General features: G+C 70.8%; 12 protein-coding genes. 7 read left to right on the plus strand and 5 right to left on the minus strand.

Annotation, left to right across the window (positions count from 1 at the left end; all coding sequences use genetic code 11):
- Positions 1 to 16: 16 nt before the first annotated feature.
- The gene (locus E3N83_RS19460; protein WP_191907969.1) at positions 17 to 166 is read right to left on the minus strand and encodes a hypothetical protein; all 150 of its coding nucleotides are present in this window, start codon (positions 164 to 166) and stop codon (positions 17 to 19) included.
- Between the two features lie 185 nt (positions 167 to 351).
- On the opposite strand from E3N83_RS19460, the gene E3N83_RS05550 reads away from it, so the two are divergent.
- Positions 352 to 1,227: a fructose bisphosphate aldolase gene (locus E3N83_RS05550; protein WP_337692377.1), complete on the plus strand. Its 876-nt coding sequence runs from the start codon at positions 352 to 354 to the stop codon at positions 1,225 to 1,227.
- Between the two features lie 51 nt (positions 1,228 to 1,278).
- Here the strand turns inward: E3N83_RS05550 and E3N83_RS05555 are convergent, their stop codons facing one another.
- From E3N83_RS05555 to E3N83_RS05565, 3 genes are read right to left on the minus strand one after another with little or no spacing between them, the layout of a single operon-like run.
- A complete protein-coding gene (locus E3N83_RS05555) occupies positions 1,279 to 3,726 on the minus strand; it encodes a GcvT family protein (protein ID WP_151082353.1) in 2,448 nt (815 codons plus the stop codon).
- The gene (locus E3N83_RS05560) at positions 3,719 to 4,624 is read right to left on the minus strand and encodes a choline/ethanolamine kinase family protein (protein ID WP_337692378.1); all 906 of its coding nucleotides are present in this window, start codon (positions 4,622 to 4,624) and stop codon (positions 3,719 to 3,721) included. The genes E3N83_RS05555 and E3N83_RS05560 overlap by 8 nt, the downstream gene beginning before the upstream one ends.
- Complete coding sequence (locus tag E3N83_RS05565) at positions 4,621 to 6,216, minus strand: amino acid permease (RefSeq protein ID WP_151082354.1); 1,596 nt, start codon at positions 6,214 to 6,216, stop codon at positions 4,621 to 4,623. Before E3N83_RS05565 ends, E3N83_RS05560 begins: the two co-directional genes overlap by 4 nt.
- A gap of 134 nt (positions 6,217 to 6,350) precedes the next feature.
- Between E3N83_RS05565 and E3N83_RS05570 the strand changes: the two genes are divergently transcribed.
- The 6 genes from E3N83_RS05570 to E3N83_RS05595 all read left to right on the plus strand — a co-directional run bounded on the left by E3N83_RS05570 (position 6,351) and on the right by E3N83_RS05595 (position 12,356).
- The gene (locus E3N83_RS05570) at positions 6,351 to 7,085 is read left to right on the plus strand and encodes a FadR/GntR family transcriptional regulator (RefSeq protein WP_238343083.1); all 735 of its coding nucleotides are present in this window, start codon (positions 6,351 to 6,353) and stop codon (positions 7,083 to 7,085) included.
- A gap of 19 nt (positions 7,086 to 7,104) precedes the next feature.
- A complete protein-coding gene (locus E3N83_RS05575) occupies positions 7,105 to 8,463 on the plus strand; it encodes a glutamine synthetase family protein (protein ID WP_151082355.1) in 1,359 nt (452 codons plus the stop codon).
- A 4-nt stretch (positions 8,464 to 8,467) separates the two neighbouring features.
- Positions 8,468 to 9,820: an aldehyde dehydrogenase family protein gene (locus tag E3N83_RS05580; RefSeq protein ID WP_151082356.1), complete on the plus strand. Its 1,353-nt coding sequence runs from the start codon at positions 8,468 to 8,470 to the stop codon at positions 9,818 to 9,820.
- Between the two features lie 91 nt (positions 9,821 to 9,911).
- Positions 9,912 to 10,691: a 3-oxoacyl-ACP reductase gene (locus E3N83_RS05585; protein ID WP_151082357.1), complete on the plus strand. Its 780-nt coding sequence runs from the start codon at positions 9,912 to 9,914 to the stop codon at positions 10,689 to 10,691.
- On the plus strand, positions 10,675 to 11,412 hold the full coding sequence (locus E3N83_RS05590) for a gamma-glutamyl-gamma-aminobutyrate hydrolase family protein (protein WP_151082358.1): 738 nt from the start codon (positions 10,675 to 10,677) through the stop codon (positions 11,410 to 11,412). The genes E3N83_RS05585 and E3N83_RS05590 overlap by 17 nt, the downstream gene beginning before the upstream one ends.
- The gene (locus tag E3N83_RS05595) at positions 11,409 to 12,356 is read left to right on the plus strand and encodes an alpha/beta hydrolase (RefSeq protein WP_151082359.1); all 948 of its coding nucleotides are present in this window, start codon (positions 11,409 to 11,411) and stop codon (positions 12,354 to 12,356) included. Before E3N83_RS05590 ends, E3N83_RS05595 begins: the two co-directional genes overlap by 4 nt.
- Here the strand turns inward: E3N83_RS05595 and E3N83_RS05600 are convergent.
- A complete protein-coding gene (locus E3N83_RS05600) occupies positions 12,349 to 13,092 on the minus strand; it encodes a sulfite exporter TauE/SafE family protein (RefSeq protein ID WP_202879328.1) in 744 nt (247 codons plus the stop codon). The genes E3N83_RS05595 and E3N83_RS05600 overlap by 8 nt on opposite strands.
- Positions 13,093 to 13,097: the final 5 nt, after the last annotated feature.

Below are 13,097 nucleotides of genomic sequence, written 5' to 3' on the forward strand. Positions count from 1 at the left end.
CAGATCCGGGGAACGGTCAGCCGGAGTGGCGGGTGAGGTTGGTGCGCATCTCCATGAGCCGACGGTCCGCGTAACGGGCCTCGGTCCAGGACCGTCGGACGGCCGCCGTCACGCGCGCGACCTTGGAGGTGCGGCTGGTGGACGACGCGGCGCTGTGGTGCAACATGATGGTTCCTTCGAACGTTCAGCGGGACCGTCCCGCTCTGCCTCCAGCGTGACAGATCCGACCCCTCGGAACCCAACTACCGAGCCCTCTGCCGACGTGACTCTCGTCTCCCCCCGCCGGGGTGCGCCAGACTCGTCGACCGAGGGGCAGTCGGCGACAGGAAAGGACGCATCGTGGACCAGGAGATGCTGGACCGGATCAGGACCGGTCGGGGCTTCATCGCCGCGCTCGACCAGAGCGGCGGCAGCACCCCCAAGGCGCTCGCGCTGTACGGCGTGCCGGAGTCCGCGTACTCGAGCGAGACCGAGATGTTCGACCTGATCCACGAGATGCGCACCCGGATCGTCACCAGCCCGGCCTTCACCGGCGAGCGGATCCTGGCCGCGATCCTGTTCGAGCAGACCATGGACCGCCAGATCGAGGGGCTCGGGTCCGCGGAGTACCTCTGGACGCGCAAGCACGTCGTCCCGTTCCTCAAGGTCGACAACGGGCTCGAGGACGAGGAGCACGGGGCCCAGGTGATGAAGGCGATCCCCGAGCTCGCCGACCGTCTCGGCCGGGCCACCGAGCACGGCGTGTTCGGGACCAAGATGCGCTCGGTCATCCATGACCCGGACCCCACCGGCGTGGACGCGGTGGTCGCCCAGCAGTTCGAGATCGCGGGCACGATCCTGGCGGCCGGGCTGGTGCCGATCATCGAGCCCGAGGTCGACATCCACAGCTCCGCGAAGGCGGAGACGGAGGCCCTGCTCAAGGACGCCCTGCTGTCGCACCTCGACGGGCTCGGCGACGGGCAGGAGGTGATGCTCAAGCTGACCCTCCCCGAGCAGGACGGCTTCCACCACGACCTGCTCGAGCACCCGCGTGTCCTGCGGGTGGCCGCTCTCTCGGGCGGCTACTCCCGCGACGAGGCGGACGCGCGGCTGGCTCGCAACCCGGGCGTGATCGCCAGCTTCTCCCGGGCGCTGAGCGAGGGACTGACCGCGCAGCTGAGCGACTCGGAGTTCGACGCCGCGCTGGACGCCGCCATCGCCGCGATCTACGCAGCATCGACCACCTGACGCCGACCTGAGCCGTGGCCCTGGACCGGCGGGGTCCACTGGCTCACACCGTCAGGCCAACGGGGCGCGCAGCGACACCCTGAGGCCGAGGCGCTCGCCGGCCAGGTCGACCTCCCACCTGGCCGCGGCCAGGTCGTCCTGACGGACCGGGCCGTCGGCACGCAGCAGTGCGAGGCCGACGCACGCACCGACGGTGGCGCCGTACGCCGTGCTGGTGACCTGGCCGGCCGGTGCACCGTCACGGAGCACCAGCTCGCCTCCCCAGAGCATCGCGTCGGGGTCGTCGCACACGAACGAGACGATCCGCCGGCGTGGGCCACCATCTGCCAGCCGGTCCCGGTGCGCCTCGAGCTCGGCCCGGCCGAGGAAGTCCTTATCGCCGGCGCCACGCCCGGCCACGGCGGTCGCGAACAGCAGCCCGGCCTCCACGGGGGTGAGGTCGGGGTTGAGCTCACGCGGGAACGCGCGGTAGCCCTTCTCCAGCCGGAGCGACTCGATCGCGTGGTAGCCGCCGTCGACCAGCCCGAGGTCGGCACCGGACCGGTGCAGGGCGTCGTACACGGCACCGGCGTCGGAGACCAGCGTCAGCAGCTCCCAGCCGAGCTCGCCGACGTAGGTCATCCGGGTGGCCCGGGCGAAGGCGCCGGCCACCACCACCTCGTGGCTGGTGGCGAAGGGAAACCCCTCGTCCGACCAGTCGGTGACCGGGTCGACCCGGCTCATCAGGTCGCGGGCCCGCGGCCCCATCACCCCGAGCACGGCGTACTCGTCGGTGACGTCCTCCACCGTGACGTCGCGGTCCGCGAGATGCCGTCGCAGCCAGTCGAGGTCACGGACCGTGGTCGCCGAGCTGCTCACCATCACGAAGGTGTCCGCTGCGGTGCGGGTGACGGTGAGGTCGGCCTCGTAGGTCGCGCGGGCGTTGAGCAGCGGCGTGTAGACACAGTGCCCGAGCGGGACCTCGACGTCGGCGGCGCACAGCCACTGGAGGCCGGCCAGGGCGTCCGGTCCGGAGACGACGTACTTGGAGAACGACGTCTGGTCGAAGACCGCGACGGCGGAGCGGCAGGCGACCTGCTCGGCCACGGAGGCGGCCAGCCACCAGGGCCTGCCCCAGGTGGACGGGGCGGGGGTCGCACCGAACACGTTGACCCGCTCCCAGCCCATCCGGGTGCCGAAGTGGGCGCCCTTGGCGACGAGCCGTTCGTGCAGCGGCGAGAGCCGCACTCCTCGGCCGGTCTCCGGCTCGCGGTCGGGCCACGGCACCGCGTAGTGGATGCCCAGGGTCTCCACGACCCGCTCGCGCAGCCACGCGTGGTCACCGGCGTACGGCGCGAAGCGGCGCAGGTCGACCGCGACCATGTCGCTGGTCGGCTCGCCGGCGACGACCCACTCGGCCAGCGCGCGACCGGCGCCACCGGCCGAGGCGATGCCCACCGAGTTGAAGCCGGCGCCGACGAAGAAGCCGCGCAGCCCCGGTGCCTCGCCCATCAGGAACTGGTTGTCGGGCGTGAAGCTCTCGGGGCCGTTGTAGAACTTGCGGATCCCGGTCCGCTCGAGCGCGGGGACGCGGCGCACCGCCTCGTCCATGAGCACCGAGAAGTGGTCCCAGTCCTCGTCGAGCAGGGCGAACTCGAAGGGGTGCGGGATCTGGTCGGGCGACACCCAGGGCTTGGCGTCCGGCTCGAAGCCGCCGACGACCAGGCCTCCGACCTCCTCCTTGAAGTAGGTCCAGCCGTCGGGGTCGCGCATGATCGGCAGGTCGGGCCGGGTCCCGTCGACGGAATCGGTGACCACGTAGAAGTGCTCGGCGGAGTGCAACGGAACGGTGACGCCGGCCAGGTCGCCGAGGGCCTTCGACCACTGGCCGGCACAGATCACGACGACCTCGGCCTCCACCTCTCCCCGGTCGGTGCTGACGCCCGTCACCCGACGGCCGGCCGGGCCGTCCGCGAGGTCGAATCCGGTGACCCGGACCCCCTCCACCACGGTCGCCCCGCCCTGGCGCGCCCCCTTGGCCAGCGACTGGGTGAGGTCGGTCGGGTTCACCTTGCCGTCGCCGGGCAGCCAGATCGCGCCGAGCAGGTCGTCGGTACACATCGGCGGCCAGAGCTCACCGGCCTCGTCGGCCGACAGCATCCGGCACTCGAGGTCGTACGCCGTCGCGTTGGCCGCGGTGCGACGCAGCTGGACCATCCGCTCCTCGGTCCGGGCGACGATCAGGCCGCCGACGTTGGCGTAGCCCGTGGCCAGCCCGGTCTCCGCCTCGAGCGACGCGTAGAGCTCGGCGGAGTACTGCACCAGCCGGGTCCCGGCCTCGCTCGCGCGCAGCGGCCCGACCAGCCCGGCCGCGTGCCACGTCGTACCACCGGAGAGGTGGCCCTGCTCCAGCAGCAGCACGTCGGTCCAGCCGAGCTTGGTCAGGTGGTACGCGGTGGAGCAGCCCACCACTCCCCCGCCGACCACCACGACCCGGGCGCGGGACGGGAGCTCAACCACCGGCGGACACCTGCTCGAGGAGACGCGGCAGCTCCGGCGAGGTGAAGGTGCGGGCGGCCTTCTCGAACCGGTGCATCCCCCAGCCGTGGAAGTCGAAGTCGAGGGCGCTCGAGCCGGCCTGGATGAAGCCCCAGAGGGACCAGCCGTACTCGCTGCACAGCGCCTGGAGCCGCACCCGGGCGAGCAGCCGGGGGTCGTCGCGCCCGGCGTAGGCGGCCGTCCAGGCCCGCGTCAGGTCGGCGTCGAACTCGCACTCGGTGGCGGTGTTGCCGAGCTCGAAGCACGGGTCGTTGTTGCCGGAGTAGTCGTAGTCGATCAGCCAGACCCGCGCCCCGTCGTCGATGAAGTTGCCGGCCAGAAGGTCGTTGTTGCACGGCACCGTCGCCCCGGCCGTGGCGGTCATGACGCGACGGACGTCGGCCCAGGCCGGAGCATGGTCGTCGTACGACGCCGGGAGCGGGAAGCCGTGCTCGGCGACCACCTGGCGGTAGCGCTCCTGCCGGGCGAACATGTCGAAGTCGTTGACGAACCGCGGCGCCGCATGCAGCCGACGTACGGCGTCGGCCGCGCGGTCCAGCACGGCAGGTTCGGCGAAGTCGGACTCCACGAGCGTGCGCCCGGGCAGGAACTCCAGCACCGTCGTCCCGAGCTCGGGTCGATGCTCCAGGACACCGGCGCCGACCCCGGCCTGCGCCGCGATCAGGGTGTTGGCGTGCTCGGCCTCCTGGTCGATGGCCAGCAGCCCGGCGTCGCTGCGCACGATCCGGACCACGACCTCGCGGTCGTCGAGGGTGACCCGGAGGTTGAGGTTGGTCAGGCCGCCGGGCAGCTCGGTGACCTGCCTCGACCGCCCCGCCAGGACGGCGAGGCGGTCGAGGTCGGAGTCGTTCAGGACTATCTCTCGTCGAAGGCGGCGACGACGTCCGGGTCGATCGTGTGCTTCGGACCGGTGAACCAGTGCTTCACCGACACCTCCCAGTAGATGGTCAGGAGGATCAGCGCGACCGGGACCACGATGATCGCGTAGTTGACGTACTTCCACGCGAAGCCGTCGTTCCACCAGATCCCGACACTCGCCGTGGGCAGCAGACCGACGATCGACATGACCACGATCTCCACGACGGCGATCGGGTTCATCCACTTGTACTTGTTGCCGTTGTTCCAGGCCCCGACCTGGAAGCTGTCACCGAGCTTCCAGCGCAGGTAGATCGGAATCCCGAAGGCCAGGTACAGCCCGATGACGCCGATCGAGACGACCGCGAAGAACGCGATCGGGACCGGGGCTCCGCCGATGTCGACCTTGATCAGCGCCGGCAGAGTCAGGATCAGGGCGATGATCGCCGCGGCGATCACGGCGTTGGACGGCACCCGGCTCGTGTTCAGCTTGGCGAAGTGCTTGGCGCCGGGCATGGCGCCGTCCCGGCTGAAGGCGAAGAACATCCGGCTGGTGCTGGTCATGCACGCCACCGTGCAGAAGAACTGCCCGGCGGCCGAGATGGCCACGACCAGACCTGCCACGTGGGGCGTCAGCGACTGGCTGAAGATCACGAACACGCTGCCACCCCCTGCCGTCACGCCGTTCTTGTCCTGGACCGCGAACAGGAACGAGAGCAGCAGGATCCAGCCCCCGATGCCGGAGTACAGGATCGACTGCCAGATCCCCTTGGCGGCACCGGTCGACGCGGACTGCGTCTCCTCCGAGAGGTGGGCGGAGGCGTCGTACCCGGTGATCGTGTACTGGGTGAGGATGCCGGAGAGCGGCAGGATGTAGAGGAAGAACCCGATCCCGCTGGTCTTCCCCCCGAACAGCCCGGTGTTGTTCACGCTGCCGGTGAAGACGTCGTGCACCGAGGCGTGGCTGGCGCCGTCCTTGAGGAGGAACCACAGGATCAGCACGATCAACGCCGCACCGATCACGTGCCACCACACCGAGATGTTGTTGAGCACGGCGAGCAGGTGGCTGGAGAAGATGTTGACCAACGCCGCCAGGCCCAGGATGATCACGAACTCGATGAACACCCGGGTCAGTGAGTAGTTCCCCGCCCACGACGAGCTGAACAGTCCGAGGGTGGCGTCGAAGAACGTCGCGCAGCCGTAGGCCACCGAGGCCACGATCGCGACCAGCCCGATCAGGTTCAGCCAGCCGGTGTAGAAGCCGGCCTTCGGGCCGCCCAGCTTGGAGGCCCACCAGTAGATGCCGCCCGACGTCGGGTACGCCGACACCAGCTCGGACATGCACATGCCGATGATCAGGATGAACACCGTGAGGATCGGCCAGCCCCAGGCGATGGCGGCCGGGCCGCCGTTGTTCCAGCCGAGCGCGAAGCTGGTGAAACAGCCCGCCAGGATGGAGATGATCGAGAAGGAGATGGCGAAGTTGGAGAACCCCGACCAGGAGCGGTGGAGCTCTTGGCTGTACCCGAGTCGTGCCAGTTGTTTCTCGTCGTCGCTGAGCTCGTGATAGGCGACGGGTTCGTGCGATTCGGGCATCGGTGCACCCTTTCAGAAGCGGAACCGGTTGGCCGGAGGCTAGACCCGTTCCGATTCCGTAGTCCATAGCAACACGTTAATTCGGTATGAAGCCAGACCATTGACACGTGGCCGGTCGGTGCCAGACTGACCCCGTGACCGCCCAGCCGCTCCCGCATCTCACGGAGTCCGTGCTGCGTCCGGTGCGCGGTCACCACGTCTTCGAGGCCTGCGTCGAGCAGGTGGCGACCGCGATCCGCCTGGGGGTCTACCCCCTCGGCACCAGCCTGCCGCCGGAGCGTGAGCTCTCCGAGCGGCTCGAGGTCTCGCGGGCCACCGTGCGCGAGGCCATCGCCGCGTTGCGGGCCGCGGGGCTGGTCGAGACCAGGCGCGGCCGCGGCGGCGGGACCGTCGTCACCATGAAGCCCCAGGGCCCCTCGGCCCGCACCGCGGACAACACCACGGCCGCCCAGCGGGCGGACTGGCTGGACGCGCTCGCCTACCGGCGCATCGTCGAGCCGGGCGCCGCCGCGATGGCCGCGGCTGCGGACCTCGACGACACGGCCCGGGCCACCCTCGAGGCGGCGCACCAAGCCGTCGCCAAGGCCACCAGCCGGGCCCGGCACCGCCAGGCCGACTCCCGCTTCCATCTCACCGTCGCGTCGCTGTCGGGGTCGGCGAGGGTGGTCGAGGCGGTCACGTCGGTCCAGGCCAGCCTGCACCAGATGCTCAGCGCGATCCCGGTGCTGGAGGCCAACATCTCCCACTCGGACACCCAGCACGCGACGCTGACCCGCGCCGTACTCGCAGGAGACGCCGACCGGGCCCGCCGGGTGATGGAAGAACACTGCGACGACACCGCCGCGCTGCTGCGCGGGCTGCTGGCCTAGGCCGACGACGAGGAGACCCATGCCACCCAACGATCGCTACCTCACCCTGGACGACCTCCGGAGCCGGATCGACCGGGGCGAGATCGACACCGTGGTGCTCGCCTTCACCGACATGCAGGGACGCCTGCAGGGGAAGCGCCTGCACGCGCGCTACTTCCTCGACGTCGCGCTCGAGTCGGGAACCGAGGGCTGCAACTACCTGCTCGCGGTCGACATCGACATGAACACCGTCGGCGGCTACGCCATCTCCTCCTGGGAGAGGGGCTACGGAGACATGGAGTTCGTCCCGGACTACGACACGATCCGCCTGCTCCCCCACCTGCCGGCCAGCGCGCTCGTGCAGTGCGACCTGGTCTGGCTCGACCACGCGCCGGTTCCGCAGTCGCCACGCACCATCCTGCGGACCCAGCTGGACCGGGTGGCGGAGAGGGGGATGGTGGCGCTGGCCGGTACCGAGCTGGAGTTCATCGCCTTCGACACGCCGTACGAGCAGGCCCACGACCTGCGCTGGCGCGACCTCACTCCCGTCAACCAGTACAACGTCGACTACTCGATCCTCGGCACCACCCGCGTCGAGCCCCTGCTGCGCGACCTGCGCAACCACATGTACGCCGCCGGCCTCGACGTCGAGGGCGCCAAGGGCGAGTGCAACTTCGGCCAGCACGAGGTCGGCTTCCTGTACGCCGACGCCATGGTCACCGCCGACAACCACTCGGTCTACAAGACGATGGCCAAGGAGATCGCCGCCCAGCACGGACAGTCGCTGACCTTCATGGCGAAGTACGACCAGCGCGAGGGCAACTCCTGCCACATCCACCTGTCCTTGCGGGGCGAGGACGGCACGGTCGTGTTCTGGGACGAGGACGGGCGATCCGCGCTCTACGACCAGTTCATCGCCGGGGTGCTGTCCACGATGCACGACTTCACGCTGCTCTACGCGCCGAACGTCAACTCCTACAAGCGGTTCGCGGCCGGCTCGTTCGCCCCGACCGCGATCGCGTGGGGCCTCGACAACCGCACCTGTGCCGTCCGCCTCGTGGGCCACGGACCCAGCGCACGCATGGAGAACCGGCTGCCGGGTGGCGACGTGAACCCCTATCTCGCGCTGGCCGCCATGCTCGCCGGCGGACTGCACGGCATCGAGCAGGAGCTGGACCTCGAGGACGAGCTGGTCGGCAACGCCTACGCCTCAGACAAGGAGCACGTGCCGCACACCCTCCGCGCGGCCCGCGACGCCTTCTCGGGCTCCGCCCTGGCCCGCGCGGCGTTCGGCGACGACGTCGTCGAGCACTACACCAACATGGCCGACGTCGAGCTGGCCGCCTTCGAGTCGGCGGTGACCGACTGGGAGCTCGCCCGCGGCTTCGAGCGGATGTGACGCGATGACGACGACCCTGATCAACCCCGTGACCGCCGAGGCGTTCACCGAGGTCCCGTCGGCCACCGAGGCCGAGACCGACGCCGCTATCGAGCGCGCCCACGAGGCCTTCCTCGGCTGGCGGGCGCTCGCCCCCGGCGAGCGGGCGCGCCTGCTCCGCGCCTTCGCGGCCGTCGTCGACGCGCACAACGAGGAGCTCGCGCAGCTCGAGGTGACCAACGCCGGGCACACGATCGGCAACGCGCGCTGGGAGGCGGGCAACGTCCGGGACTGCCTGAACTACTACTCCGCCGCACCCGAGCGGCTGTTCGGGCGGCAGATCCCGGTGCCCGGCGGTGTCGACCTCACCTTCCACGAGCCGCTGGGCGTGGTGGGCGTGATCGTGCCCTGGAACTTCCCGATGCCGATCGCCGGCTGGGGCTTCGCCCCGGCGCTGGCGGCCGGCAACGCGGTGGTGCTGAAGCCGGCCGAGATCACGCCCCTGACCGCGATCCGGATCGGCGAGCTCGCGCTGGAGGCCGGTCTGCCAGCCGGCGTGCTGACCGTCATCCCCGGCAAGGGCTCGGTCGTCGGACAGCGCTTCGTCACCCACCCGCTGGTGCGGAAGGTCTGCTTCACCGGGTCGACCGAGGTGGGCAGGCAGATCATGGCCGGCTGCGCCGACCAGGTGAAGAAGGTGACCCTGGAGCTCGGGGGCAAGAGCGCCAACATCGTCTTCGCAGACACCGACGTGGCCGCGGCCGCCGCCAGCGCGCCGTACGCCGTCTTCGACAACGCCGGGCAGGACTGCTGCGCGCGCTCGCGCATCCTGGTCGAGCGGACGGCGTACGACGAGTTCGTCGGCCGACTGGAGACCGCGGTGCAAGCGCTGCGGGTCAAGGACCCGGCCGCCGAGGACAGTGAGATGGGGCCGATGGTCTCTGCGGGGCAGCGCGCGTCGGTGCAGCGCTACCTCGACGGGGCGACCGTCGCGTTCTCCGGGTCCGCACCGGAGGGGCCGGGCTGGTGGCTGCCGCCGATGGTGGTCGAGTCGCACGACACCGCCGAGCCGATCTGGCGCGAGGAGGTGTTCGGGCCGGTCGTGGCGGTGATGCCCTTCGACGACGAGGAGCACGCGGTCGCCCTGGCCAACGACAGCGACTACGGGCTGTCCGGCTCGATCTTCACCGCCGACCTCGGGCGCGGGCTGCGGGTGGCACGGGGCGTCGAAGCCGGCAACCTCAGCGTGAACTCGCACTCCAGCGTGCGCTACTGGACACCCTTCGGCGGCTACAAGCAGTCGGGTCTGGGCCGCGAGCTCGGCCCGGACGCGCCGTTCGCCTTCACCGAGGAGAAGAACGTCTTCATCGCCCACTAGGTCCCGGTGGTCGACCATCAGTCGTCGAGGCCCCTCGGTGGTCGAGCGAAGTCGAGACCACACCACAACCAGCGAAACGGAAGGACTCTCCATGGCAGGACGCATCGACGGCAAGGTGGCCGTGGTGACCGGAGGTTGCTCGGGCATCGGCCTGGCCACCGTGCGCCGCTTCGTCGAGGAGGGCGCCCGGGTCGTCATCGGCGACATCGACGACGAGCGAGGCGCGGCTCTGGCCGACGAGCTCGGCGGCCCCGGCACCGCGACGTACGCCCATGTCGACGTGACCAGCAAGGAGGAGGTCGACGCCCTCTTCGCGCTGGCCAAGTCGACCTACGGCTCGGTCGACATCGCGTTCAACAACGCCGGCATCTCGCCTCCGGACGACGACTCGATCCTCGACACCGAGCTCGACGCCTGGCGCCGGGTGCAGGAGGTGAACCTGACCAGCGTCTACCTGTGCTGCAAGGCGGCCCTGCCCTACATGCTGGAGCAGAAGTCCGGCTCGATCATCAACACCGCGTCGTTCGTCGCGGTGATGGGTGCGGCGACGTCGCAGATCTCCTACTCGGCGTCGAAGGGCGGCGTGCTCTCGATGTCGCGTGAGCTCGGCGTGCAGTTCGCCCGCGAGGGGGTGCGGGTCAACGCGCTGTGTCCCGGCCCGGTCAACACTCCCCTGCTCAAGGAGCTGTTCGCCAAGGACGCCGAACGTGCGGCCCGGCGCCTCGTGCACGTGCCGATGGGCCGCTTCGCCGAGCCGGAGGAGATGGCCAACGCCGTGCTGTTCCTGGCCTCCGACGAGTCGTCGTTCATCACCGCCAACACGTTCCTGGTCGACGGCGGGATCTCCGGTGCCTATGTCACACCGCTCTGACCCGCCCCTGATCGGGATCACGACCTACCGCGAGCACGCGCGCTGGGGGGTGTGGGACACCCGCGCCGACGTGCTGCACGCGCAGTATGCCGACGCGGTCATCGCCGCCGGCGGCGTGCCCGTGCTGCTGCCGCCCGCCTCGGCGTCCGACGAGGTGGCCGCCGCCGTGGTCGCCCGGATCGACGGGCTGGTCGTCAGCGGCGGGGCCGACGTGGACCCTGGCCGGTACGGCGCGCAGCCGCACCCGTGCACGGGAGGCTGGCGCGAGGACCGCGACGCCTGGGAGACGGCCCTGCTCGGGGCCGCCGATGCCGCGGAACTGCCCACGCTCGGGGTGTGCCGCGGGATGCAGCTGATGGCAGTCGCGGCAGGAGGGTCGTTGCTCCAGCACACGCCCGAGCTGGTCGGGCACGAGGGCCACAACCCGGGCGGCGACGCGTTCGGCACGACCGAGGTCAGCACGGCGGAGGGTTCGCGGCTGCGCGGCCTGCTCGGCGCCCGGGTCGACGTCGGCTGCCACCATCACCAGACGGTGGCCGACCACCCCGGCTTCGAGCCCAGCGCCTGGGCCGCCGACGGCTCCCTGGAGGCGATGGAACGGTCCGGGGACCGCTTCTGCCTCGCCGTGCAGTGGCACCCGGAGGTCCGCGACGACCACAGTCTGTTCGCCGGACTGGTCGCCGCCGCGGCCGACCGGGCCGCTGCCAGGATGGGGGCATGACAGCTCCGGCCGGTTCCCCGGACGTCCTGGGGGCGCCGTACACGCTCGAGACGATCGCTCTGCCCGACGACGACGAGGGCGCCGTGGTCGCCAGCCTGGTCCACCGCCCGGCTGACGTGCCGAGCAGCCGGGCCGTCCTCCACGTGCACGGCTTCGCCGACTACTTCTTCCAGACGGCGTACGCCGAGTGGTGGACCGCGCGGGGCTACGACTTCTACGCCCTCGACCTGCGCAAGTACGGTCGCTCGTTGCTGCCCCATCAGACCCCCAACTTCACCACCGACCTGCACGACTACTTCCCCGAGCTGGACGAGGCGTGGGAGCGGGTCCACGGCGACCATCCGGACGTGGTCCTGAGCGGGCACTCGACCGGCGGGCTCACGGTGTCGCTGTGGGCCGCCGACCGGCGCACGCCTGCCGCGGGGGCCGTGCTCAACGCGCCGTGGCTCGACCTCCAGGGGTCGGCCGTGCTGCGACATGTCGTGACCCCGCTGGTCACCGGCCTGGCCCGGCGCACTCCCAAGCGGCCGATCCCGCGCACCGTGACCGGCTTCTACGCACGCAGCCTGCACCGCGACCACGACGGGGAGTGGGACTTCGACCTGGCCTGGAAGCCGATCGAGTCCTGGCCGGCGTACGCCGGCTGGCTGGCCGCGGTCCGCCGGGGCCATGCCGAGCTGCACCGGGGGCTCGACCTGCCGTTCCCGGTCCTGGTGCTGTCCAGCGCCGCCTCGGCGAGCCCGGCCGAGATGGGCGAGGACGTCCACGTCCACGACATCGTGCTCGACGTCGAGCAGATCCGGCGCTGGTCGCCGGCCCTGGGGAGGCACGTCACCTACGTGGGCATCCCCCACGCGCGGCACGACGTGTTCCTCTCCCGCGAGGCTCCGCGGACGGAGGCCTTCGCCGAGCTCGACGGCTGGCTCACGGCCTACGTCACCTGAGCAGGAACACCGCCAGTGCGACCAGGCCGACCACGACGATGACCACCCGGAGCACACCGGCCGGCAGCCGGCGACCGACGGTCGCTCCGACCTGACCACCGACCACCGAGCCCACGGCGAGCAGCAGTACGACGGTCCAGTCGACGTCGGCGACCAACGCGAAGATGAGCCCGGCGACGCCGTTGACCAGGCCGGCCAGCACGTTCTTCAGGCCGTTGAGGCGCTGCAGGGTCTCGGCGATGCCGATCCCGAGCACGCCCATGATGATCACGCCCTGCGCGGCGCCGAAGTAGCCGCCGTACACACCCGAGAGCAGCACCACGGGCCAGACCCACCAGGGGCCGTTCTCGGCGCGGGCGCCCTCGTGCCGGGCGTCGACCCACGTCGAGATCCGCGGCTGCAGCACGACCAGCACCAGCCCGACCACGATCAGGGCCGGCACGATCGCTGAGAACGCCGACTCGGGCAGGGACAGGAGCAGGGCGGCGCCGATCGCCCCACCGATCATCGAGGCACTGCCCAGGCGGATCGCCCGGCCGCGCTGCCCCTCCAGCTCGCGCCGGTAGCCCCACACCCCCGAGGCGACCCCGGGCACCAGGCCGATGGTGTTCGAGACGTTGGCGGTGACCGGTGGGACACCGAACGCCAGCAGGGTCGGGAACGTGATCAGCGTTCCCGACCCCACCACGGTGTTGATGGTGCCGGCGGCGAGCCCCGCGAGGAGGACCGCCGCCATCTGGA

Source organism: Nocardioides cynanchi, assembly GCF_008761635.1.
GTDB classification, from domain to species: Bacteria; Actinomycetota; Actinomycetes; order Propionibacteriales; family Nocardioidaceae; genus Nocardioides; species Nocardioides cynanchi.